The organism is Chromobacterium rhizoryzae (assembly GCF_020544465.1).
GTDB lineage: Bacteria > Pseudomonadota > Gammaproteobacteria > Burkholderiales > Chromobacteriaceae > Chromobacterium.
On record NZ_CP066126.1, the window covers coordinates 934,432 to 958,672 of the forward strand.

At 63.3% G+C, this 24,241-nt stretch carries 21 protein-coding genes; 14 read left to right on the forward strand and 7 right to left on the reverse strand.

Annotated features, from left to right (window positions below; all coding sequences use genetic code 11):
- Window positions 1-111: 111 nt before the first annotated feature.
- Window positions 112-411 carry a hypothetical protein gene (locus JC616_RS04200; RefSeq protein ID WP_227106886.1) on the reverse strand — a complete coding sequence of 100 codons (300 nt, stop codon included), beginning with the start codon at window positions 409-411 and terminating at the stop codon, window positions 112-114.
- 333 nt (window positions 412-744) lie between these two features.
- Complete coding sequence (gene ppsR, locus JC616_RS04205; RefSeq protein WP_048415701.1) at window positions 745-1,569, reverse strand: posphoenolpyruvate synthetase regulatory kinase/phosphorylase PpsR; 825 nt, start codon at window positions 1,567-1,569, stop codon at window positions 745-747.
- A gap of 322 nt (window positions 1,570-1,891) precedes the next feature.
- On the opposite strand from ppsR, the gene ppsA reads away from it, so the two are divergent.
- The 3 genes from ppsA to JC616_RS04220 all read left to right on the forward strand — a co-directional run bounded on the left by ppsA (window position 1,892) and on the right by JC616_RS04220 (window position 5,234).
- Entirely contained in the window at window positions 1,892-4,279 is a 2,388-nt protein-coding gene (gene ppsA, locus JC616_RS04210) for a phosphoenolpyruvate synthase (RefSeq protein ID WP_107798125.1), read from the forward strand.
- Window positions 4,280-4,414: 135 nt separating this feature from the next.
- Window positions 4,415-4,837, forward strand: a complete 423-nt coding sequence (locus JC616_RS04215; protein WP_146176563.1) for a hypothetical protein — start codon at window positions 4,415-4,417, stop codon at window positions 4,835-4,837.
- A gap of 49 nt (window positions 4,838-4,886) precedes the next feature.
- Window positions 4,887-5,234, forward strand: coding sequence for a NirD/YgiW/YdeI family stress tolerance protein (locus JC616_RS04220; protein WP_107798127.1), 348 nt, complete (start codon window positions 4,887-4,889; stop codon window positions 5,232-5,234).
- 73 nt (window positions 5,235-5,307) lie between these two features.
- On the opposite strand, the gene JC616_RS04225 is transcribed toward JC616_RS04220, so the two are convergent.
- Together JC616_RS04225 and JC616_RS04230 are read right to left on the reverse strand one after the other, a co-directional pair.
- On the reverse strand, window positions 5,308-5,898 hold the full coding sequence (locus JC616_RS04225; protein ID WP_199225794.1) for a thiol peroxidase: 591 nt from the start codon (window positions 5,896-5,898) through the stop codon (window positions 5,308-5,310).
- A gap of 125 nt (window positions 5,899-6,023) precedes the next feature.
- Window positions 6,024-7,358 (reverse strand): dicarboxylate/amino acid:cation symporter, encoded by a 1,335-nt coding sequence (locus JC616_RS04230; protein WP_227106888.1) that lies wholly within the window; start codon window positions 7,356-7,358, stop codon window positions 6,024-6,026.
- Window positions 7,359-7,597: 239 nt separating this feature from the next.
- Between JC616_RS04230 and JC616_RS04235 the strand changes: the two genes are divergently transcribed.
- Window positions 7,598-8,323 (forward strand): substrate-binding periplasmic protein, encoded by a 726-nt coding sequence (locus JC616_RS04235; protein ID WP_107798129.1) that lies wholly within the window; start codon window positions 7,598-7,600, stop codon window positions 8,321-8,323.
- Window positions 8,324-8,349: 26 nt separating this feature from the next.
- Here the strand turns inward: JC616_RS04235 and JC616_RS04240 are convergent, their stop codons facing one another.
- Together JC616_RS04240 and JC616_RS04245 are read right to left on the reverse strand one after the other, a co-directional pair.
- Window positions 8,350-8,952 (reverse strand): MarC family protein, encoded by a 603-nt coding sequence (locus tag JC616_RS04240; protein WP_019100349.1) that lies wholly within the window; start codon window positions 8,950-8,952, stop codon window positions 8,350-8,352.
- Window positions 8,953-9,142: 190 nt separating this feature from the next.
- Window positions 9,143-9,457, reverse strand: coding sequence for a DUF1484 family protein (locus tag JC616_RS04245; protein ID WP_227106890.1), 315 nt, complete (start codon window positions 9,455-9,457; stop codon window positions 9,143-9,145).
- Window positions 9,458-10,278: 821 nt separating this feature from the next.
- Here JC616_RS04245 and JC616_RS04250 point away from each other — a divergent pair.
- Complete coding sequence (locus tag JC616_RS04250; RefSeq protein ID WP_081544270.1) at window positions 10,279-10,632, forward strand: type II toxin-antitoxin system HicB family antitoxin; 354 nt, start codon at window positions 10,279-10,281, stop codon at window positions 10,630-10,632.
- Window positions 10,633-10,724: 92 nt separating this feature from the next.
- Here the strand turns inward: JC616_RS04250 and JC616_RS24555 are convergent, their stop codons facing one another.
- The gene (locus tag JC616_RS24555; RefSeq protein WP_319792920.1) at window positions 10,725-13,502 is read right to left on the reverse strand and encodes a THUMP domain-containing protein; all 2,778 of its coding nucleotides are present in this window, start codon (window positions 13,500-13,502) and stop codon (window positions 10,725-10,727) included.
- 126 nt (window positions 13,503-13,628) lie between these two features.
- Here JC616_RS24555 and mutY point away from each other — a divergent pair, with 126 nt between their 5' ends.
- The 9 genes from mutY to argC all read left to right on the forward strand — a co-directional run bounded on the left by mutY (window position 13,629) and on the right by argC (window position 24,058).
- A complete protein-coding gene (gene mutY / locus JC616_RS04260) occupies window positions 13,629-14,669 on the forward strand; it encodes an A/G-specific adenine glycosylase (RefSeq protein WP_227108541.1) in 1,041 nt (346 codons plus the stop codon).
- A gap of 44 nt (window positions 14,670-14,713) precedes the next feature.
- The gene (locus JC616_RS04265) at window positions 14,714-16,918 is read left to right on the forward strand and encodes a RelA/SpoT family protein (protein ID WP_227106892.1); all 2,205 of its coding nucleotides are present in this window, start codon (window positions 14,714-14,716) and stop codon (window positions 16,916-16,918) included.
- A 300-nt stretch (window positions 16,919-17,218) separates the two neighbouring features.
- Window positions 17,219-17,986 (forward strand): deoxyribose-phosphate aldolase, encoded by a 768-nt coding sequence (deoC, locus tag JC616_RS04270; RefSeq protein WP_107798132.1) that lies wholly within the window; start codon window positions 17,219-17,221, stop codon window positions 17,984-17,986.
- A 214-nt stretch (window positions 17,987-18,200) separates the two neighbouring features.
- Entirely contained in the window at window positions 18,201-19,526 is a 1,326-nt protein-coding gene (deoA, locus tag JC616_RS04275) for a thymidine phosphorylase (protein WP_107798133.1), read from the forward strand.
- Window positions 19,527-19,541: 15 nt separating this feature from the next.
- Window positions 19,542-20,756, forward strand: a complete 1,215-nt coding sequence (locus tag JC616_RS04280; RefSeq protein WP_227106894.1) for a phosphopentomutase — start codon at window positions 19,542-19,544, stop codon at window positions 20,754-20,756.
- 70 nt (window positions 20,757-20,826) lie between these two features.
- A complete protein-coding gene (deoD, locus tag JC616_RS04285; RefSeq protein ID WP_043632219.1) occupies window positions 20,827-21,537 on the forward strand; it encodes a purine-nucleoside phosphorylase in 711 nt (236 codons plus the stop codon).
- A gap of 499 nt (window positions 21,538-22,036) precedes the next feature.
- On the forward strand, window positions 22,037-22,465 hold the full coding sequence (rplM, locus tag JC616_RS04290) for a 50S ribosomal protein L13 (protein ID WP_019102901.1): 429 nt from the start codon (window positions 22,037-22,039) through the stop codon (window positions 22,463-22,465).
- Window positions 22,466-22,480: 15 nt separating this feature from the next.
- A complete protein-coding gene (gene rpsI, locus JC616_RS04295) occupies window positions 22,481-22,873 on the forward strand; it encodes a 30S ribosomal protein S9 (protein WP_019102900.1) in 393 nt (130 codons plus the stop codon).
- 156 nt (window positions 22,874-23,029) lie between these two features.
- Window positions 23,030-24,058, forward strand: coding sequence for an N-acetyl-gamma-glutamyl-phosphate reductase (argC, locus tag JC616_RS04300; RefSeq protein WP_227106896.1), 1,029 nt, complete (start codon window positions 23,030-23,032; stop codon window positions 24,056-24,058).
- Window positions 24,059-24,241 lie beyond the last annotated feature (183 nt).

Sequence of the window (24,241 nt, forward strand, 5' to 3'; positions counted from 1 at the left end):
CCGGCGCCGCCTTAGTTCAGGCGCCACCACCAAAAGAAGGTTGCGGATGCGGTTGCGTAGTTCATGGGCTTTATCAGAGCACGGCGGGCAAAGCAGCGTCAAGTGCCGCGTTCACGCCACCACGTGCAGCAGGCTGCCGGCCGGCGGCATCAGGTCTTCGGAATAAGGGGAAGCGTCCTTGCGTCCGACCGCGCTCTGGGCCTGGCGCAGCAGCCGCTCGAAAGACTCGCCGCGGGGCGGGGCGTCCCCGTTGAGCGCGGGAGATTGCGGATGAGGGGCGAGAAACTCCGCCATCTCCTTGCGCGGGTCGCTGGCGGCGGCGCGGCTGTCGGTCTTGGCGGCGACGGCGCCCACTTCCTTCAACGGCGAGACGGCGGATCTGGGCGGGGCGGCGATGGCGACGATATGCATCGGAATAGTCCGGCAGTGGATTCAAGATGCCTGTTGGAGAGCGCTTGCTTGCTATATGTTCCGGCCTGAATTGTAAAAAAGTGATAATAAACAAAGTGCTATATGGATATTGGCTGTGGGCGAAGTAGCGCGACGGCATGAAAAAAGCCGGACGATGCCGGCTGTTTTCGGGGCTTGAAGGCTGGGCTTTGCGTCGGTTCAAAGTCTCGCGAGCAAGAAGCGAGACAAGGGAAAACCGCTGAGGAAGCGGAATGTATCGGTGCTACGTGAGCATTTCGAAGCGGCGCCCACCGCGCCCCGTCTCACGAAGCGCGGCAGGCAGTGAACAGGTGCTTAGAAGCGTCGGCCCAGCGCCGCCTTATGCATGATGGTGGAGGCGATTTCCTCGATGGACTTGTGGGTGGTGCTGATGAAGGGCACGCCGTGGTGGCGGAACATGGATTCGGCCTCATTCACCTCGCGGCGGCAATTGTCCATGCTGGCGTATTTGGAGTCCGGCCGGCGCTCGGAGCGGATGTGATGCAAGCGCGCCGGATCGATGGTCAGGCCGAAGATCTTGTCCTTGAACGGCAGCAGCAGCTTGGGCAAGGTCGGGCTGCCCAGGTCTTCCGGCGTCAGCGGGTAGTTGGCGGCGCGGATGCCGTATTGCAGCGCCAGATACAGGCAGGTCGGCGTCTTGCCGGAACGGGACACGCCCACCAGGATCACATCCGCCTCATGCAGATCCTTCAATTTGACGCCGTCGTCGTGGTTCAGCGAGAAGTTGACCGCTTCGATGCGGTGATCGTACTTCTCCTCGTTGACCATGCCGTGGGCCTTGCCCACGCTCAGCGAGGCGCGCTGACCGATTTCCTGCTCCAACTGGCCGATGAAGGTATCGAAGAAATCTATCATCACCGCGTTCTCAACCTGCAGCGCGCTGCGCACGTCCGGGTTGATGATGCTGGTGAACACCAGCGGCTTCAGGTGATCGGTTTCCGACACCTGGCGGATGACCTCGGCCAGCGCCTGCGCTTTTTCCACGGTGTCGACGAAGGGAATGGTCTCGCGCTTGAATTCCACGGTGTCGAACTGGGTCAGCAGCGTGTGCCCCAGCGATTCGGCGGTGATGCCGGTGCGATCGGAAACGAAGAAGGCGGAGCGGAGATGGTGGGGCATGCAAACACCTGTATTGCGAGTGAACGAGGCCGGAACCGCGCCTGCCGCGCATTGCTGGGGCGCCCGGGGTTCAAGGGATTCTATACTCTGAAAGGCCGCGAAGAAACCCGCGGCGAGAGCCGGCCAATCATGTAGTGCGTAAATTACACGGTTTTGACAATCATTTTCATCAGGAATGTCCGTCAACTTATTGATTCTGTTGCAATGCTTGTCCTCGTTCGGCCGAAAACCCGTGTTGCGCTGCAAAAGACGCTACGCATCTGGCACGTAATTCGGCTAGAATGCGGCCCTATCGTCCCAATCCAACACAGGAAGTGAAGTGATGGCTGAGAACTACGTCATCTGGTTCGAGAAACTGCGCATGACCGATGTGGAGCAGGTAGGCGGCAAGAACGCCTCCCTTGGTGAAATGATCAGCCAACTGGCTGGCTCCGGGGTTCGCGTCCCGGGGGGCTTTGCCACCACGGCGCAGGCTTACCGGGATTTTCTGCAGCACAACGGCCTGGCCGAAAAGATCAGCGCCGCGCTGGCCAAGCTGGACATCGACGATGTCAGCGAACTGGCCCGAATCGGCAAGGAAATCCGGCAATGGATCATCGATACCCCGTTCCCCGCCAAGCTTGACGCCGATATCAAAGAGGCCTGGGATCAGATGGTGGCCGATGCCGGCGGCGCCGACATCTCCGTTGCAGTCCGTTCCTCCGCCACCGCAGAAGACCTCCCCGACGCCTCGTTCGCAGGCCAGCAAGAAACCTTCCTGAATATCCGCGGCCTTGACAATGTCAAGGATGCGATGAAGCACGTTTTCGCCTCCCTCTATAACGACCGCGCCATTTCCTACCGCGTGCACAAAGGCTTTGAGCACGACGTAGTGGCTTTGTCCGCCGGCGTGCAGCGCATGGTGCGTTCCGACTGCGGCGCGGCCGGCGTGATGTTCACCATCGACACCGAATCCGGCTTTGACGACGTGGTGTTCATCACCGCGTCCTACGGCCTGGGCGAAACCGTGGTGCAGGGCGCGGTAAACCCCGACGAATTCTACGTGCACAAGCCGACGCTGAAAGCCGGCCGTCCGGCGGTGCTGCGCAAGACCATGGGCTCCAAGCTGATCAAGATGGAGTTCACCGACGCCTCGCAAGCCGGCCGCTCGGTCAAGACCGTGGACGTGTCCCCGGCGGAGCGCCAGCAATTCTCCATCAGCGACGCCGAAGTGGCTGAACTGGCCGAATACGCGCTGATCATCGAGAAGCACTACGGTCGTCCGATGGACATCGAATGGGGCCGCGACGGCCACGACGGCAAGCTCTACATCCTGCAGGCGCGTCCGGAAACGGTGAAGTCGCAGGAAGACCGCAAGGACACGCTGCGCCGCTATCGCCTGAACAGCAAATCGCAAGTGCTGTGCGAAGGCCGCGCCATTGGTCAGAAGATCGGCCAGGGCGTGGTGCGCACCATCAAGGACGCGTCCGAGATGGACCGCGTCAAGCCGGGCGACGTGCTGGTGACCGACATGACCGACCCGGATTGGGAACCGGTGATGAAACGCGCCGCCGCCATCGTCACCAACCGCGGCGGCCGCACCTGCCACGCGGCCATTATCGCGCGCGAGCTGGGCATCCCGGCCGTGGTGGGCTGCGGCGACGCCACCCAGGTGCTGTCCGAAGGCATGCAGGTGACCGTGTCCTGCGCCGAAGGCGACACCGGCAATATCTACGACGGCCTGCTGGACGTGGAAGTGATCGACCTGGAACTGGACAAGATGCCCAAGGCCCCGGTCAAGATCATGATGAACGTGGGCAATCCGGAACTGGCTTTCGACTTCGCGCAGCTGCCGAACGAAGGCGTGGGCCTGGCGCGCATGGAGTTCGTGATCAACCGTCAGATCGGCATCCACCCGAAAGCGCTGTTGGAGTTCGACAAGCTGCCGGCGGATCTGAAAGCCACCATCAGCGACCGCATCGCCGGTTACGCCAGCCCGGTGGACTTCTACGTGGACAAGATCGCCGAAGGCGTGTCCACCCTGGCCGCGGCTTTCTATCCGAAAAAGGTCATCGTGCGCATGTCCGACTTCAAGTCGAACGAGTACGCCAACCTGATCGGCGGCCAGCTGTACGAGCCGCACGAAGAAAACCCGATGATCGGTTTCCGCGGCGCCGCCCGCTATGTGGCCGAATCCTTCCGCGATTGCTTTGAACTGGAATGCCGCGCCATCAAGAAAGTGCGCGACGTGATGGGTCTGACCAATGTGGAAGTGATGATTCCCTTTGTGCGCACCCTGTCCGAAGCCGAGCAAGTGGTGGAGATCCTGGCCGCCAACGGCCTCAAGCGCGGCGAAAACGGCCTGCGCCTGATCATGATGTGCGAACTGCCGACCAACGCCGTGTTGGCCGACAAGTTCCTGCAGCATTTCGACGGCTTCTCCATCGGCTCCAACGACATGACCCAGCTGACGCTGGGCGTGGACCGCGACTCCGGCGGCCCGATCGCCTCCACCTTCGACGAGCGCAACGAAGCGGTCAAGGTCATGCTACACATGGCGATCCAGGCCTGCCGCAAGCAGGGTAAGTACATCGGCATCTGCGGCCAAGGCCCGTCGGACCATCCGGACTTCGCCAAGTGGCTGGTGGAAGAGGGCATCGAAACCGTGTCCCTGAACCCGGACACCGTGGTGGAAACCTGGCTGTACCTGGCGCGTGAACTGAACAGCTAATCCCTGTTTCACCGCTTTCAAACCGCCCGCTTGCCGGGCGGTTTTGTTTTGTCCGGCGCTTCTTGCAAGCGGCGGGCGCGGACGCGGGGCTATGCTTGAGCGCATCGATTCATGAACGCCAATAGGAAGCCCGTCATGCAGTTATTTCGTAGCACTCCCGTCAAAGCCTCGTTGGACATCGTCATCCCGCGTTACCTGGACGCCAGGCCGGCCAAGGAGGCCTCCGCGCTGGCCCAAGTGCTGACCGCCTGCTCCAATCGCGCGTTGGAACAAGGCGTGTATCCGGATCTGGGCGCTTTGCGCGCCGATTGCCAGCGCTGGGGCGCCATTGTCGCGGGCAGCCGGCAATTCAATAATCGCCAAGGCGCGGAGCTGGATGGGAAGCTGGATCGCCTGGGCGCGGCGCTCAAGCAATCCTTGCAAGGGATTGAACAACGGATTCAGGCTGAAGGCCGGCATTACGGCGATAGGCTGCAATTGGCCAAGCAGGGCTACGCGGTGGATCTAGAGCCTTCCCGGCGCGTATTGGGCGACAAGCTGGCTTTAAGTTTCGGTTAAGGCTGCCGTGTTGTAATCCAGACATCGACAACACACTAGGAGTCCAAACATGAAAGCCATCACCGTTCTGCTCACCGCCGCCGCGCTGTCCCTGCCCTTCGCCGCCCAGGCGGAATTCACCGGCCCCGGCGTGCCGGCCGCCGTCACCACCGTGGCCGCCGCGCAAAAAGCCGCCGACGACACCCCGGTGACGCTGGAAGGCAAGATCGTGCGCCAGATCGACCACAAGCGTTACGAGTTCCGCGACGCCACCGGCACCATGACGGTGAAGATCAGCCAGAAACGCCTGCCGGCGCAAAAGATCGACCAGAACAGCAAGCTGCGCATCGTCGGCGAAGTGGACAAGGAACTGACGTCGACCAAGGTGGACGCCAAGCTGGTGGAAGTGCTGCCGTAAACCGTTGTCCCCCTGCAACGCGAACGGGCCCGGCGCTGCGCAAGCAGGCCGGGCCCGTGTCGTTATTGGGGGCTTACTGTGACGGCCCTTCGTCCTTCAACTGCTCCTCATGCTCCAGTTCCTGCTGCGCCTCCAGCGCCTGTTCCTCGGCTTCGCGCAGCAAGTGGTTGATCTTGTCGAAGTCGAACAGATCCTGGGTGTTGCGCAGCCGCTCGGCGTAATGAATGGTGTTGCTGCCGTCGGCCAGCAGCAGGGCGGGCGCGGTGTAGCCGCTGAGCGGATATTCGCGGATCAGCACCCCGTAATGTTTGTGGAAATCGCGGCCGCGCAGCGTGGACAGCAGGGTGACGTGGGGCAGGCCGTGCTCGCGCCGGGCCCGCGCCAGCGAAGACGGCGAATCCACGGTGATTACCGCCAGACTGATTTGCGGCCAGCGCTCCAGGAAACGCCGCGTCTCCTGCAGCAGGTATTGGCCGCCATGCTCGTATTCGTCCAGCGACAGCAGGGTCAAAATCAGCTTGGGCACGCCGCCCAGGCCTTCCAGCGACACGTCCTGCTTGCCGTCGCCCACCAGCATGAAGCTGGGCAGATAGGCGCCCACTTCGGGAAAGTCCCCCTCCACCGGCAACAACTCATCGCCGTATTGCAACATGAAGTCGCTCATTCTCGTCTCCCAATGCCCATGCTTCTATCGTGGACCACGCAGCGGCAAAATCAAGCCGCCGCTGTGCTAAGAGCATAAAAAAAGCCTGCGCGAACGCAGGCTGTAAGGGCTGGGAAAACAAAAGCTTAGGATCGGGCTGCTTCCGCGGCGGCCAGTTGCGCCGGCAGCGGCGCGACGGCCGGCTCCTCCGGCAGCACCGGCTCGCCGGCCAGCACGCGGCGCATGCGTTCTTCGTCCAGCGCCTTCTCCCAGCGCGCCACCACGATGGTGGCCACGCCGTTGCCGATCAGATTGGTGATGGCGCGGGCCTCGGACATGAAGCGGTCGATGCCGATCAGCAGGGCCAGGCCGGACACCGGCAGCTTGCCGCCCAGCGTGGCCAGCGTGGCGGCCAGGGTGATGAAGCCGCCGCCGGTCACCGCCGCCGCGCCCTTGGACGTGAGCAGCAGCACGCCCAGCAGGCCCAGCTCCTCCGCCAGCGTCAGCTCCACATTGGTGGCTTGGGCGATGAAGATGGCGGCCATGGTCAGATAGATGGAGGTGCCGTCCAGATTGAAGGAGTAGCCGGTGGGAATCACCATGCCCACCACCGGTTTGGAGCAGCCCAGGTTTTCCAGCTTCTTCATGATGCCCGGCAGCGCGGACTCGGATGAAGAGGTGCCCAATACCAGCAGCAACTCCTCCTTGATGTAAATCAGGAAGCGCCACAGGCTGAAGCCGTTGAGCTTGGCGATGGTGCCCAGCACCACGAAGACGAAGGCGAAACAGGTCAGGTAGACGCAGAGCATCAGGAAACCCAGCTGTTTCAGCGAACCCACGCCGTATTTGCCGATGGTGAAGGCCATCGCGCCGAAGGCGCCAATGGGGGCCAGCTTCATCAGCATATTGATCACGCCGAACAAAGCATGGGAGAACTCGTCCAGGATGTGGACGATGGTCTTGCCGTTGTCGCCCATCTTGGTCAGCGCCAGGCCCAGCAGCACCGAGAAGGTCAGCACCTGCAGGATTTCGCCGTTGGCGAACGCGCCCACCACCGTATCCGGAATGATGTGCATCAGGAAATCAATGCTGCTCATCTCCTTGGCGTTGGCGGCGTACTTGGCCACCGAGTGCGCGTCCAGCGTGCTGGGGTCCACATTGAGGCCGGCGCCGGGCTTGAGCACATTCACCACCACCAGGCCGATCACCAGCGCCAGCGTGGTGACGGCTTCAAAGTAGAACAGCGCTTTCACGCCCACGCGGCCCACTTCCTTCATATCGCCCATCTTGGCGATGCCCACCACCACGGTGGCGAAGATGATGGGGGCGATCATCATCTTGATCAGTTTGATGAAGGCGTCGCCCAGCGGTTTCATCTTCGCGCCCAGGTCGGGAACGAAGGCGCCGAGCATCACGCCGAGGAAAATGGCCAGCAGCACCTGGAAATAAAGGCGCTGGTAGAGGGGGGTTTTGGTCTGCATCGCGGTCCCTGTAGCGTTGTCTGACTTCGGCTCGGGGCGGGCCGAAGTTGTTATGCAATCAAAAGCGGGCTCTTAACGGCCCATGATTGCGGATGCTAGCAAGAGGAAGCGCGGGGACGAATTGCCGATATCCCTATGCGGGATAACCCCAACACGAAGTAAATCGCCGCTGTTGGCCAGCCGTCAGCTTCTATGCTTGGTAAGACGCGTCGTCAGAATTCCGCGGGAGGTATGCCGCCATGAAGCTCGCCTTTGTCCACGCCGCCCTGTTGCTGGGTGCGCTCGCCGTCTGCGGCCGGGCGGAGTCGACATCGCCCCGCATCCGTTTGCTGACCGAGGATTACCCGCCGTTCAACATCGCGCTGGAGGAGGGCAAGATCGGCGGCTTGTCCACCGACATCCTGCGCGAAATGTTCCAGCGCGCGGGCATCCCGTACAGCATGGAGTTGCTGCCCTGGCTGCGCGCCTACGCCATCGCCCAGCAGGAAGACAATAGCTGCGTTTACTCGACTTCGCGCACGCCCAGCCGGGAGAGTCAGTTCAAATGGGTGGGGCCGCTGGTCAGCAACTCCTGGAGCCTGTTCGCCGGCCCTCACAGCCCGGCGGGGGTGGCCGCGCTGGACGACGCGCGCGGCTTCACCATAGGCAGCTACAAGGGCTCGGGGATGTCGCAGTATCTGGCCGATCTGGGCTTCAAGCTGGAGCTGGCGAGAGCGGACGATTTGAACGCCAGAAAGCTGGTGGCCGGCCATATCGACTTTTGGGCCAGCGGCGAGTTCAGCGGCGCCTACATCGCCTCCGCCAACCGGCTGCCCATCCGACTGCTGTTCAGCTTCAACACGGTGCAGATGTATCTGGCCTGCAACCCGGGAATGGATGAGCGCATCGTGCTGAAACTCAACAAGACGCTGCTCAATATGCAGCGCGACGGCGTGGTGGACGCGCTGCGCAAGCATTACCGTTAGGCTAGGGCCGCCTAGGAGTGTGAAGCTCAGTGGAACTGCTTGATGTAGGAGGCCACGCCGCCCAGCAGCATCTCGATCGAGATCGCGGTCAGCACCAGGCCCATCAGCCGCTCCAGCGCAGTGATCGCCTGCTCGCCCAGCAGCTTTTGCAGCTTGCCGGAGAAGAGAAACACCAGCAGCGTCACCAGCATGCAGATAGTCAGGGCGCCCAGCCATTCCAGCATCCGCTCCGGCTCGCGGGTGGACATCAGCAGCACGGTGGCCATCGCCGACGGGCCGGCGATCAGCGGCACGGCGATCGGCACGATGAAGGGTTCGCCATGCATCTTGTCGCCGCCGAACACGCTGCCTTCGCCGGGGAAGATCATCTTGATGGCGATCAGGAACAGGATCACGCCGCCGGCCACCCGCATCGAATCATCGGTCAGATGCATCAAGTCCAGGAAGTTGCGGCCAAAGAACATGAAGGCGGACAGCACCAGGAAGGCGATCAGGCATTCGCGGTAGACCACGCGGCGGCGGCGTTCCGGCTTGACCTGCTTGAGCGCGGCGATGAACAGCGGGATATTGCCCAGCGGATCGGTGATCAGGATCAGCAGGACGGTGGCGGACAGAAAAGAGGTTTGCATGGTGTGTGCTTGCAGCGTGTGATTATGTTTATAACGCGGCGGAGCGGGTGGACAGGGCGCCGCTCCGGCGCGAGTGATGCGCGCGATTATCTCATGGCGATGCCGAATGGGTTAGTCCGGATTGCGACGGTTATATTCGTTTGGCCGGTGAATCAAGGGTAGCCCGCCAGGCCGGCGGGCGTTGGCGGGATCAGGTCAATTCCTGCAACTGCTCATAAGCTTGCTGCAAGCGCTGGGTGAAGGGCTCAAGCAGGCAATACACCTGCTCGCGCTCCAGATGCTTGATCTCGGACTGGTCCAGCAGCATCAACAGCCCGGCCAGCGCGCAACTGACCTGCCCCAGCTCCAGCGAGGCGGCGTGACAGATGTCGTGGATGGATTGGTTGCAATGCGCCAGCCGTTTCAGCTGCGGTTCGAGGCTGCGTAGCGCGGTGTGTTGCAGACACTGTGTTTGCAGCTGCTGGATCTGGCGGTCTAGTTCAACAATGCTGGAAATGGCGTTCATGGCTGCGCCTCCTGAAGCGGGGCGCCGGCCGTGGCCTGGCAAGGCGGGGGATAGCTGAACAAGGGTAGAACCAACATGGGGAACGCTCCTTTTTCGTGGTTCGCCTGCGGGCTCGCTCTCAAACGGGCTGACAGGCGCGTGACGAGGTTGAGAGACCGGGGAAAAAGGAAGCCGGTAGGCCGTAAAGGCCTCCCCGCCACGGCCCGCCGGATGGCGAAGCAATAGCGTTCTGGACGCGACTGCATACGCAGTGGCATCCCCTTTTTCCCTTTATATGGGCTCTCACACCCAGCGCCGTTAAGTGAAACGGCACGCGGCGATTGTTGCCGAAGGGCCGGGTGGGGTCAAGCGGCAGCGTCCAGCTGTGCTGTGTTGTCGGTCTTATCCGATGATGTTGATTTTGGTACTGATTTATGGTACCAGTTGAGTGTGAAACGAAAACACTTGATCACCTTGCAGTTGATCTTCACGCGTCCAGTCAGCGCCAATATCCGGTGGAGCGATATTGAGGCTTTGTTTCAGGAGCCGGGTGTAGAGCCTATTCACGATCTCGCGAGCTAGAGCGAGACAAGGCGAAAGTGGCTGAGAAAGCGGAATGTACATTTGGTACATGAGCATTTCGAAGCCGGTTTCAACGCCGTATCGCCGACGCGCAGCAGTTCGTGAATAGGGTCTGAGATTGAGGAGCGTGAAGGGAGGGATATCAGCGTTGCCTTATTCGGCGTGGTGAGGGTGTTTCATCGGCCCCATCCTTCTCCGGATACGGACAAAGGCGCGGTGGCCGCAATTAGAAAATGGCTGGAAACCAACGGGGTGACTCCATGAAGAATATTCTGCAGATTGAAGGCTACCGAGCTGTGATCAGCTATGACCCGGAAATTGACATGTTTCGCGGCGAGTTTCTGGGCTTGAGCGGCGGAGCGGATTTTTATGCAGGCGATGTCGCAAGTCTCAAACGAGAAGCCGAAATATCGCTGCGCGTGTATCTGGACGCATGCCGCGAGAAGGGGCTGCAGCCTCTTAAAACCTATTCGGGAAAATTCAATGTGCGCATTGCGCCGCGCTTGCATGAAATGGCGGCGGCAGCGGCGTCGGCCGAGTCCAAGAGCTTGAACGAATGGGTGGAGGCGGCGATCGAGGAGCGGGCGGAGGCCATGGACCTCAAAACGGCTTAAACACCGCATGGTTCAATCTTGGGGCACTCCGCGGGAGTGCTCCATGAAAAACGGCGAGCCATGGCTCGCCGTTTTGCTGTCCGCGCGCGGTGTTACTCCGCGGTGTGATCGTCCTGCTCGATGGTTTCTGCCTGCTCGCCCGGTTTTTCCTTGCGGGCGCTGCCTTCCACCATATTGATGACGAACAGCCGGCATTGCAGCGAGCCGTTGTACAGCGGGGTGCGGCGCTTGGGCGACAGATGGATCAGCTTGGCCAGGCGCAGGTCGCCGCTGAACAGGTTGGCGTGCCAGCCGGCGAAGTGGGCTTTCAGCCAGTCGCCCAGCAGCGGATACCACTCGGCCAGCTGGTCCAGTTCGTCCATGCGCACGCCGTAGGGCGGGTTGGCCACCAGGATGCCGTTTTCGCCGTTGGGGCGGGCGTCCAGCACGTCCATCGCCTTCAGTTCCACCAGGCCGGAGAGGCCGGCGCGTTCCAGGTTGTCCTTGGCGACGTTGATGATGGCCTGGTCGCGGTCGGAGCCGTTGATCGCCAGCTTGGCCAGCGGTTTTTCCGCGTGCTGGGCGTCCAGCAGCAGTTTTTCCCAACTGGCGGAATCGAAGCCGCGCAGTTTCTGGAAGGCGAATTTGCGTTGGCGGCCCGGCGCGCGGTTCAGCGCGATGTCGGCGGCTTCCACCAGGAAGGTGCCGCTGCCGCACATCGGGTCCAGCAGCGGCTGGCTGCCGTTGTAGCCGGTCAGCATCAGGATGCCGGCAGCCAGGTTTTCACGCAGCGGCGCGTCGCCGGTTTCCTGGCGCCAGCCGCGCTTGAACAGCGGTTCGCCGCTGGTGTCCAGGTAGATGGTGGCGCTGTCTTCGGTCAGGAAGACGTGGACGCGCACGTCCGGGTGGCGGGTGTCGACATTGGGCCGGCCCAGCTGAGCCTGGCGGAAGCGGTCGCAGATCGCGTCCTTCACCTTCAGCGAGATGAAGTCCAGGCTCTTGAAGTGGCAGCGGATGGCGTCGGTCTTCAGCTTGATGCTGTTGGACACGTCGAACCAGCGCGGCCAGTCCACATTCATCGCCAGGCGGTAGATGTCTTGCTCATTGCGGTAGCCGCCCTGGGCCAGTTGCAGCAGCACGCGGCTGGCGGTGCGGCTGTGCAGGTTGGCCGCCATCAGCAGATCGCGGTCGCCGGCGAAGGCCACGCCGCCGTCGGCGGTGGCGATGTCGCGCGCGCCCAGGCCGCGCAACTCGTCGGCCAGGATGGCTTCCAGGCCGCGCGGGCAGGGGGCGAACAAGGACAGCACGCTGTCGCGCACCTGGGTCAGGCTCGGGGCCTGGCGTTCGGACGGCGCATGACGCGGCGCGTCGGCGTGGCGATGCTCGCCGCGGGTTTCCACGCGGTGCTGGTCGCCCAGCGGTTTCAGGCTGCCGGCGCCCGGCTTGCCGAACAACTGACGGGCTTCGCCTTCGCGACGCTCGTGGCGCGGGCGTTCTTCCTGTTGCCAGCTTTGGCGCGGCGCGCGTTCGGCGTCGTCGCGGCGGACGTCGTTGTCGCGATAGGACGGCTTGCTGAACAGCTTGCGCGTGCCGCCTTCGCTACGCTCGGCCGGTTCGCCTTGTGGACGGTCCTGGCGCGGCGCTGCTTCGGCATCGTCGCGGCGGCTGCGGTTGTCGCGTTCGGCGGATTTGCCGAACAGTTTGCGCGGCGCTTGTTCGGCATCGTCGCGCTGGAAGCGGTTGTCGCGGTCGCCGTGCTGGCGTTCCTGCCAGGGCTTGCGCGGCGCTTGCCCGGCGTCGTCGCGGCGGAAACGGTTGTCGCGGTCGCCGTGTTCGCGCTCCTGCCAGGGCTTGCGCGGCGCTTGCTCGGCGTCGTCGCGGCGGAAACGGTTGTCGCGGTCGCCGTGCTGGCGTTCCTGCCAGGGTTTGCGCGGCGCGTGTTCGGCGTCATCACGCTGGAAGCGCTGGTCGCGGTCGCCGTGCTGGCGTTCTTGCCACGGTTTGCGCGGCGCCTGCTCGGCGTCGTCGCGGCGGAAGTTGTTGTCGCGATTGGCCGGCTTGCCGAACAGTTTGCGCGGCCCCTCTTCGCGCTGCTCGCTGTGCTGGCGTTCCTGCCAAGGCTTGCGCGGCGCCTGTTCGGCGTCGTCGCGGCGGAAGCGCTGTTCGCGATCGCTGGAAGGATTGAACGGCTTGCGCGGCTGATCGACATGGCGTTCGCCGTCGCGTTGCTGCCAGCGCGGCTTGCCCTGCGGCGCGCCTTGTTCGCCGTCCCGCTCCAGATGCAGCGGTTTGCGGCCGGACGGGCCGCGGTCGCGGCTATACGGTTTGCGTTCCGGCTCCACGTCCGCGGCGGCGTTCAGCGGCTTGCGGCCGGATGGGCCGCGGTCGCGGCTGTAGTCACGCGGTTCACGGTCTTCGCGGTGATGGAAGGGCTTCTTGGGGCCGCTGCCTTGCGGGCGTTCTTCGCCGTCGCGGGCGAAGCTGCGCGGCTGCCAATTGTTGCCGCGTTCTTTATTGAAGCGGTCCTTATTGAAGCTGTCTTGGCCTTCGTTGCGCTCAAAGCGCTGCTGGCCTTGCGGCCGGCGGTCGTTGCCATACGGCTTGTCGCGCCCGGCCTGTTGGTCGCGTCCTTGATAAGGGCCGCGCTTGCCGCCGTCGCGCGGGGCTTGTCCTTGTCCAGCGCCACGGTCTTGCCAATTAGGCTTGGCGTTGCCCGGACGCGGGCCGGAATAAGGCGCGCGCGGCGCGGCGTCGGCCGAAGGCGCTTTCTTCTGGATCACGGGGCTTTTGCCGGCCGGGCTGTCTCCGCCTGCCGGCGAACTGGCCTCATTGTCGCGGCTATTGAATTCGCGGCGCATATTGGCACGCTGGCGGGAACGGAAACTGGACATGGAACTTCCTTGAGTAAGCAGACTTTTAAGCAATTCTTTGATTTTAACTTATTTGTCCGGAGGCTGCTTGGTGACAGCGAGGCTTTCCGCTACCATATCCGGTTCGATTCAAGATGATAGACGATGCTGCACAGCTCCTTCGCCGCGCGCCTGACCGCCTGGCAAAAAACGCATGGACGCCATGATCTGCCGTGGCAGGTCAGCGACCCGTACCGGATCTGGCTGTCCGAGATCATGCTGCAACAGACCCAGGTCAAAAGCGTGCTGGAATATTACCCGCGCTTCCTCGCCCGCTTTCCGGACGTGACGGCGCTGGCCGCCGCGCCGCAGGAAGACGTGCTGGCCTTGTGGAGCGGCCTGGGCTATTACAGCCGGGCGCGCAATCTGCACAAGGCTGCGCAGATGGTGATGGCCGAGTTTGGCGGCCGCTTTCCGGCCGAGCGCCAGCAACTGGAGCGCCTGCCCGGCGTGGGGCGTTCCACCGCCGCGGCGATTGCTTCTTTCGCTTTCGGCCAGCGGGAAACCATTCTGGACGGCAACGTCAAGCGCGTGCTGACCCGTTGCTTCGGCATCGACGGCTTCCCCGGCGAGAAGCCGGTGGAACAGCGTTTGTGGCGATTGGCCGAAGCGTTGTTGCCGCAGGATGCGGCGCTGATGAGCGCCTACACTCAAGGTTTGATGGACCTGGGCGCCACGGTGTGCAGCCGCGGCAAACCGGCCTGTACCGTCTGTCCGATGGTGGACGGCTGCGCGGCGGCGCGCGAGGGCCGCACCGGCGAGCTGCCGACGCCGCGGCCGAAGAAGACGGTGCCCACGCGCCATACGGTGATGTTGCTGGCCACCCATGGCGACAAGGTGTGGCTGCTGCGGCGGCCGCCCAGCGGCATCTGGGGCGGTTTGCTGTCCTTGCCGGAGTTTGAGACTTCGTTGCAGATCGAGGACTGGCTGGCGCGCAACGGCCACGGCGACGTGTTGCCGGCCTGGCCGGAACTGGAGCATGTGTTTACGCATTACCGATTGATCATTACGCCGGTGCCGCTGCGCTTGGACGCGTTGCGCGCGGAGGCGGCGATGGAGGACAGCGGGCAGTGGCTGCCCTTGTCCGCCGCCCCGGACGCCGGGGTGCCGGCGCCGGTGCGCCGGCTGTTGTTGCGTTTGGCCGAGTAGCCGAGCGCTGTCGAAACACGATTTGATTGAGTTACTGGGTTGATATGGTTTCCGTAGTTCGTTCGATGGCTGACACCCTGGCAGACGCGGCTAATCCGCAACGCTGGCTGGAGGGCTTGTCTTCTTCGCTGAGCGGAGAAGAGCAGGCGATGCTCACTCGCGCCTTGGACGAGGCGCGCGCCTTGTACTGCGGCAAGACCATGGCCCAGACCGGCGAGGACTTGTTCAGTCACGCGGTGGCCGCCGCCGCCATCGTGGCGGATCTGAACCTGTTGCCGGACGCCATCGTCGCCACCTTGATGTTCGCCGCTTCGGATTACCGCGAGGACTGGCAGCCCTGGCTCTGCGAAACCTTCAATCCCACGGTGGCGGTGCTGGTGGAGGGGGTCAACGGCGTGCGCCGCATCACCGAGCTGGCGCGCATCGACAAGCTGTCCACGCCGGAAGAGCGCGCGCGCCAGGCGGAAACCATGCGCAAGATGCTGCTGGCCATGGTGGCCGACATCCGCGTGGTGCTGATCAAGCTGGCCTGGCGCACTCAGACCATGCACTACCTGGCCGAGGTGGAGGATGAGACGGTGCGCCGCCGCATCGCCACCGAGACCCTGGATCTGTTCGCGCCGCTGGCCAACCGCCTGGGGGTGTGGCAGATCAAGTGGGAGCTGGAGGACCTGGGCTTCCGCCATACCGAGCCGGACAGCTACAAGCGCATCGCCAAGCTGTTGGACGAGCGCCGGCTGGAGCGCATCGACTATATCGACCGGCTGCTGGACACCCTGCGCACGGAGTTGAAGAACGCCGGCGTCAAGGCGGAAGTGGCCGGCCGGCCCAAGCACATCTTCTCCATCTGGAAGAAGATGAAGAAGAAAAAGCTGGATTTCTCCGAGCTCTACGACATCCGCGCGGTGCGCATCCTGGTGGAGCGGCTGCCGGACTGCTATACGGCGCTGGGCATCATTCACGGCACCTGGCAGCCGATTCCCGGCGAGTTCGACGACTACATCTCCCATCCCAAGGCCAATAATTACCGCAGCCTGCACACCGCGGTGATCGGGCCGGAGGACAAGGCGGTGGAGGTGCAGATCCGCACCTTCGAGATGCACGAGCACGCCGAGTTCGGCGTGGCCGCGCATTGGCGCTACAAGGAGGGCGGCAAGGGCGACGCGGCCTATGAGGAGAAAATCTCCTGGTTGCGCCAGTTGCTGGACTGGCGCGAGGAGATGTCGGACCGCGAGGGCCTGGCCGAGGCGTTCAAGACCGAGCTGTTCGCCGACACCATCTATGTGCTGACGCCGCAGGGCCGGGTGATGGCCTTGCCGTTTGGCGCCACCCCCATCGATTTCGCCTATTCGGTGCACACCAATCTGGGCCATCGCTGCCGCGGCGCCAAGGTGGAAGGGCAGATCGTGCCCTTGTCCACGCCGCTGCAAAACGGCCAGCGGGTGGAGATCATCACCGCCAAGGAGGGCGGGCCGTCGGTGAACTGGCTGCACGACGGCTGGGTGAAGAGCCATCGCGCCATTTCCAAGATCCGCCAGCACATCCGCCTGCTCAACGCCGACACCGTGCGCGAGACCGGCAAGATGTTGTTCGAGCGCGAGCTGGCGCGCCACAGCCATATGCAGCCCAATCTGGGCGCGTTGGCGGAGAAGCTGGGCTACGACAAGCTGGAGGAAGTGTACGGCGCGCTGGGCCACGGCGAGCTGACCACGCGCGTGGTGTCCAACGCCATCGTCAGCTTCGCGCCGCCGCCGCCGGTGGACGTGGCGCCGGAAAGCCTGGTCAAGGCCAGCAAGGGCGGCCACGACGCGGGCGGCGTGTTGATCGAGGGCGTGGACAATCTGATGACGGTGCTGGCCAAGTGCTGCAAGCCGGCGCCGCCGGACGGGGTGATGGGCTTCGTCACCAAGGGGCGCGGCATTTCCATTCACCGCACGAGCTGCCTGACGCTGAAAAAACTGTCGGTGGAAGCGCCGGAGCGGCTGATCGCCGCGGAATGGGGCGACCAGCGCAGCAGCGTCTTCCCCATCGATATCGAAATCATCGCCATGGACCGGCCCGGCCTGCTGCGCGATCTGTCCGACGTGCTGTCGCGCGAGAAGCTGAACCTGATCGGCGTCAACACCCTGTCGCGAGACACTCGCGCCCGCATGCGTTTCACCGTGGAGGTGCGCCAGGTGCAGGACATCAGCCGGGTGCTGTCGCGGATGATGGAGTTGAGCGGGGTGCAGGAGGCGCGGCGTTTGTAAGAACCTGTTCAAAGTCTGCCGCGCTTCGGCGATACGGTGTTGAAAACAACTTCGAAATGCTCATGTACCGCTTGACCATTCCGCTTTCTCAGCCGCAACGCCTTAGCTCGCGAGATCGTAAACACGTTCTAAGGCGCGGCCGAGTTTGCGTTGGCACAAGTTCACTGTGGCTGTGCATTGCTTTGACTTAAAGAAATTTTCATAATGGTTTTTTTGCGCCGCCGCCCGCCGGCGGCGCTGAGGTTTGGGAACGCTTGGCGAGCGCGCCTGGCCGTTCAATTTTGAAAGGTTTGTTAGCTCATGTCCGAACTGATCGCCGCGGCCCGCCGCGCCCTGTCCCTGATGGATCTCACCACGCTGAACGACGACGACACCAACGACAAGGTCGCCGCGCTGTGCCGCAAGGCCAAGAGCGACGCCGGCACCGTGGCCGCGGTCTGCGTGTATCCGCGCTTCGTGCCCATCGCCAAGAAAACCCTGCGCGAGGCCGGCTGCCCCGAGGTCAAAGTGGCCACCGTCACCAACTTCCCGGCCGGCGATGAGGACATCGCCGTCGCGGTGGCGGAAACCCGCGCCGCGATCGCCTACGGTGCGGACGAAGTCGACGTGGTGTTCCCGTACCGCGCGCTGATGGCCGGCAACCGCGAGGTGGGCGCGCAACTGGTGGCGGCCTGCAAGGACGCCTGCGAAGGCAAGACGCTGAAAGTCATCATCGAAAGCGGCGAGCTGAAGGACGAGGCGCTGATCCGTGAGGCCAGCCTGATCTCGATCCAGGCCGGCGCCGATTTCATCAAGACCTCCACCGGCAAGGTGCCGGTGAACGCCACGCTGGAAGCGGCCGGCGTGATGCTGTCCGCCATCCGCGAAACCGGCGGCGCTTGCGGCTTCAAGGCCGCAGGCGGCGTGCGCACCGCGGCCGAGGCGGCGGAATACCTGGACTTGGCCGAGCATCTGCTGGGCGCGGGCTGGGTGAGCGCCGAGCGCTTCCGTTTCGGCGCTTCCGGCCTGCTGGGCAATTTGCAGGCGGAAATCGAAGGGGGCGAGGTTAAGCCGATCAGCGGCTATTGATCGCTCGCCGTTTCATCGCCGCTGACAAAACCCCTGATGCTGCGTTGCACCGACTTGTCGTACTCAAGTACTGCCTGCGTCGGTGCGCCTTGCCTCAGGTGCGCTAAGCGGTTTTGTTAGCGGCTCTTAATTCTTGGCCGTGGCGTGGGTCCCGGCCATTATTTATTGCTCGCGGCGGGTTTCGCCGCGGCAGGCGCAAGGCAGGGAGAATGCCATGTTTTTGCCTCAGGAAATCATTCGCAAGAAACGCGACGGCCAGGCGCTGTCGCAACAGGACATCCAGCAGTTCGTCGCCGGCATCACCGACGGCAGCGTGGCGGACAGCCAAATCTCCGCGCTGACCATGGCGGTGTACTTCAACGGCATGGCGTTGGAAGAAAACGTGCACATGGCGCTGGCGATGCGCGACTCCGGCCGCCGCATGCACTGGGGCGATCTCAATCTGCCCGGCCCGGTGGTGGACAAGCATTCCACCGGCGGCGTCGGCGACGTGGTGTCGCTGATGTTGGGGCCGATGGTGGCCGCCTGCGGCGGCTTCGTGCCGATGATCTCCGGCCGCGGCCTGGGCCATACCGGCGGCACGCTGGACAAGCTGTCGGCGATCCCCGGCTACAATCCCTTCCCCAGCCCGGACGAGTTTCGCCGCGTGGTCAAGGACGTGGGCGTGGCCATCATCGGCCAGACTTCTGACCTGGCGCCGGCCGACCGCCGCGTTTACGCGGTGCGCGATGTGACCGCGACGGTGGAATCGGTGGCGATGATCACCGCGTCCATCCTGTCCAAGAAGCTGGCCGCCGGCCTGGACGCCCTGGTGATGGACGTGAAGGCCGGCACCGGCGCCTTCATGCCGACGATGGAGAAATCCGTGGAGCTGGCCGAGCGCATCGTCAAGGTGGGCAACGGCGCCGGCGTGGCCACCAGCGCGCTGATCACCGAAATGAGCCAGCCCCTGGCCTGGACCGCCGGCAACAGCATAGAAACCCGCGAGGCGGTGCGTTACCTGAAGGGCGACGAGCGCAATCCGCGCTTGCATGAAGTGACCATGGCGCTGTGCGCCGAGATGCTGGTGGTGGGCAAGCTGGCCAAGGACGAGGCCGAGGCGCGCGACAAGCTGCAGACCGCATTGGATTCCGGCCGCGCCGCCGAGATCTTCGGCCGCATGGTGGCCGCGCTGGGCGGCCCGGCCGACTTCATGGAGAACTATGATTCCCATATGGCGGCCGCGCCCATCGTGCGCCCGGTGTTTGCGGAACGCGCCGGCTTCGTCGGCGGCATGGACACCCGCGGCATCGGCATGGCGGTGTGCGCGCTGGGCGGCGGACGCCGCCTGCCCAGCGACGAGCTGGACTTCCGCGTTGGTCTGTCCCGCTTCGTCGAGCTGGGCCAGCGCATCGACGCCGGCGCGCCCTTGGCTTATATTCATGCGGCCGACGAAAACAGCTTCGCCGACGCGGAGCGCCGCCTCAAGGCGGCGATCCAACTGGCAGACGCGGCACCTTCCGCGCTGCCGCTGGTCTATCAGAAGATTCGCCAGCAGTAATCCCGGAGCGGCAATATGAAACGAGCCATCATTCTGATTCTGGACTCGCTGGGCATCGGCGCCGCCGCCGACGCCCCGCAGTTCGGCGACGCCGGCAGCAATACGCTGGGCCACATCGCCATGGAGGCGGCCGCCGGCCGCGCCAACGTCGGCCGCCACGGCGCGCTGACCCTGCCCAATCTGTCCCGCATGGGCTTGGGCCACGCCTGCCGCTTGTCCTCCGGCTATTTCCCGGAAGGCATGGACCCGGCCGAGCCGGTGGCGGCTTACGGTTACGCGCGCGAGCTGTCCAGCGGCAAGGACACGCCGTCCGGCCATTGGGAAATCGCCGGCGTGCCGGTGCTGTTCGACTGGGGCTATTTCAGCGATCACGACAACAGCTTCCCGCAGGAGCTGCTGGACGCCATCGTCGCCAAGGCGGAGCTGCCCGGCTATCTGGGCAACTGCCACGCCTCCGGCACCGAGATTCTGGACCGTCTGGGCGAGGAGCATATGAAGAGCGGCAAGCCTATCTTCTACACCTCGGCGGATTCGGTGTTCCAGATCGCCTGTCATGAAGAGACGTTCGGGCTGGAACGGCTGTATCAGCTGTGCAAGATCACCCGCGAACTGCTGGAGCCCTACAATATCGGCCGCGTCATCGCGCGGCCCTTTGTGGGCGAGGGCAAGGGCCAGTTCGTGCGCACCGGCAACCGCAAGGACCTAGCGGTGGAACCGCCGGCGACCACGGTGCTGGAAAAGCTGGCCAAGGCCGGCGGCGACGTGGTGTCCATCGGCAAGATCGCCGACATCTACGCCCATGTCGGCATCACCCACAAGCACAAGGCCACCGGCTTCGACCAGCTGTGGGACGCCACCTTGGGCGCGATGCGCGACCATGGCGAACGCCCGGCCATCATCATGGCCAACTTCGTCGACTTCGACTCCAGCTACGGCCACCGCCGCGACACCGCCGGCTACGCCCGCGCGCTGGAGGAGTTCGACGCGCGGCTGCCGGAAGTGATGGCGGCGCTGGGCGACGACGATATCCTGATCCTGTCCGCCGACCACGGTTGCGACCCCACCTGGGAAGGCACGGACCATACCCGCGAACATATTCCGGTGCTGTGCTACGGCAAGAAGGTGCTGGCGGGCTCGCTGGGCGAGCGCGCCACCTTCGCCGACATCGGCCAGACCGTGGCGGCCCACCTGGGCCTGAGCCCTATGGATTACGGCCAGTCCTTCCTGTGAGGCGAGGCTGAATGACGCACGCCCCGGCGTCTGTGCGCCGGGGCTCTTTTGAATCTGGAGACTAAAGACGATGGCGACCCCGCATATCAACGCCCAGCCGGGCGATTTTGCCGAAACCGTATTGATGCCCGGCGATCCGCTGCGCGCCAAGATGATCGCGGAAACCTTCCTGGAAGACGCCAAGCTGGTGACCACGGTGCGCAATGTGTTCGGCTACACCGGCACTTACCAGGGCAAGCGTCTGTCGGTGATGGCCCACGGCATGGGCATTCCGTCCGCCAGCATCTACACCACCGAGCTGATCAAGGACTACGGCGTCAAGAACATCATCCGCATCGGTTCCTGCGGCGCGGTGACGCCGGACATCAAGCTGCGCGAACTGTTCGTCGCCATGGGCGCGTCCACCGACAGCAAGGTCAACCGCATGCGCTTCAACGACCATGACTACGCCGCCATCGCCGATTACGGCCTGCTGCGCGCCGTGGTGGACACCGCGGCGGAGCAGGGCAAGCCGGTGACGGTGGGCAATGTGTTCTCCGCCGATCTGTTCTACGGCGTTCAGCCCAATATGCTGGAAGTGCTGGACAAGATGCAGGTCAAGGTGATCGAGATGGAACTGGCCGGCATCTACAGCGTGGCCGCGCAATACGGCGCGCGCGCGGTGGGCATTCTGACCGTGTCCGACATCATCCCCACCGGCGAGGCCACCAGCGCCGAAGAGCGTCAAACCACTTTCCGCGACATGATGGAAGTGGCTTTGGCGGCGGCGATCAAGCTGTAAGCCTTTGCCGATTGTCAGACAGCGTGGCGGGGGCTGGGCTCCCGCCTTAGCGTTGCCAGGCGGGGAAATCAGGGCGAAAAATGAGATCGCCTTATTTTTTCCTTGCAGTGCCGCAGTGCTTTTGTCCTTGATTTAACAGAGACTCCAGCCAGATGTGGCGTAAAAAGCCACGCTTTATAGTGCAATGCACAAAAAGCCTTGCAATGAAGCAAACCTATGCAGATAATGAAACCTGCATCAGGACGTGGCATGCAAAGTGTGCGTTTTGGTGTTGTCTCCTCCATCCTCCTTCTTTAGGTGGAACTTGGCGCAACAAAGCTAGATGTTGCGCTTTTTTTTTGTCCCGCCGCCGCTAATCCCCTTATTCCGCCTGCATTTTCCCCACTGCGCGAGCACCGCCGTCAAGTAGCCGGATTTCTGTTGTCTCACAAGGGTTTGACAGCTGGATCGGGGCTGTAATAGAATCCGTAACTTTCAAGAATTACGATGGAAGAGTTCCATGAAGACCTTTTCTGCCAAGCCGCATGAGGTTAAACGCGACTGGTTTGTGGTCGATGCCAACGACAAGGTTTTGGGCCGCCTCGCCGCTGAGATCGCCCGTCGCCTGCGTGGCAAGCACAAGCCGGAATACACCCCGCACGTAGATACCGGCGATTTCATCGTCGTGGTCAACGTCGAGAAGCTGCGCGTTACCGGTGCCAAGGCACAAGACAAGAAGTACTACCGTCACTCCGGCTACCCGGGTGGTATCTACGAGCGCAGCTTCACCGAACTGCAAGACAAGTTCCCTGAGCGCGTTCTGGAAAAAGCCGTTAAAGGCATGCTGCCGAAGGGCCCGCTGGGTTACGCCATGATCAAGAAGCTCAAGGTGTACTCCGGTTCCGAGCATCCGCACACTGCTCAACAGCCGAAAGTGCTGGAAATCTGATTTTAAGGCGTAGAAATGAACGGTAAATACTACTACGGCACCGGCCGTCGCAAGAGCTCCGTTGCTCGCGTGTTCATGCAAAAGGGCTCGGGCCAAATCATCGTTAACGGCAAGCCCGTTGATGAATATTTCGCTCGTGAAACCGGCCGCATGGTAATCCGCCAGCCGCTGGCGCTGACCGAAAACCTCGAGTCCTTCGACATCAAGGTGAACGTTGTCGGCGGCGGCGAAACCGGCCAAGCCGGCGCGATCCGTCACGGCATCACCCGCGCGCTGATCGACTTCGACACCGCGTTGAAGCCGGCTCTGTCCGCTGCTGGTTACGTGACCCGCGACGCTCGTGAAGTTGAGCGTAAAAAAGTCGGCCTGCGCAAAGCTCGCCGCGCCAAGCAGTTCTCCAAGCGTTAATTCGCCGAATTCTGTTTTCAAGAAAACCGCCTGCGTTTGCCAGGCGGTTTTTTCTTGCCTGTCGTTTCTCCGCTTCCATCCCATCCATATTGCAAGGCAGCATCGCAGTGCCTACACTGTCGTTTTTGCGACGCGCTTTTACATAAAGGAATGGGCATGATCAAGGTGGGAATCGTCGGGGGCACCGGCTACACGGGTGTCGAACTGCTGCGCTTGCTGGCGGGCCATCCGTCGGCGCGCGTGACCGTGGTCACCTCGCGCAAGGAGGCCGGCATGAAAGTGGCCGACCTGTTCCCCAGCTTGCGAGGCCGCATCGATTTGGCCTTCTCCACGCCCGACGAAGCGCGCTTGCGGGATTGCGATGTGGTGTTTTTCGCCACACCCAACGGCATTGCGATGAACGAGGCGCGAGAATTGCTGGCCGCCGGCGTGCGGGTGGTGGATCTGGCCGCCGATTACCGGATCCGGGACGTCGCCGAATGGGAAAAATGGTACGGCATGAGCCACGGCTCGCCGGACCTGGTGGCCGAAGCGGTGTACGGTCTGCCGGAAATCAACCGCGAGGCCATCCGCGGCGCGCGGCTGGTGGCGAATCCGGGCTGCTATCCGACCGCGGTGCAATTGGGCTTCCTGCCCTTGATCGAAGCCGGCGCGGTAGAGCTTTCCAGCCTGATCGCCGATTGCAAGTCGGGCGTGTCCGGCGCAGGGCGCAAGGCGGAGGTGGGCGCCTTGCTGGCCGAGGCGGGAGATTCCTTCAAGGCTTACGGCGTGTCCGGTCATCGGCATTTGCCTGAAATCCGCCAGGGCCTGGGCCGGGCGGCCGCGCAGACGGTGGGCCTGACCTTCGTGCCGCACCTGACGCCGATGATACGCGGCATCCACGCCACGCTTTACGCGCGGCTGAAGGCCGACGTGGACGTGCAGGCGTTGTTCGAGCGCCGCTACGAGGGCGAGCACTTCGTCGACGTGCTGCCGGCCGGCAGCCACCCGGAGACGCGTTCGGTGCGCGGCGCCAATGTCTGCCGCATCGCCGCGCACAGGCCGCAGGGCGGGGATACCGTGGTGGTGTTGTCGGTGATAGACAATCTGGTCAAGGGCGCGGCCGGCCAGGCGGTGCAGAACATGAACCTGATGTTCGGCCAGCCGGAGCGGGCCGGACTGGACATCGTTCCCTTGCTGCCTTGAGGCGTCGGCGCATGCGCGGAAAGAACTAGTTCGCTTGAAGACTCGCCATCGGCCCCAATATCCGACTAAAATAGTGGGTGAATGCCGCTCTGCCGGCTTTAGAAGGGGTTTGAGAAACCGCAGCGCGTACGCAGCCAGGCCGCTAGCGGACCGTTGGCGGGTTTCTCAAGGCCCCGGAACTGA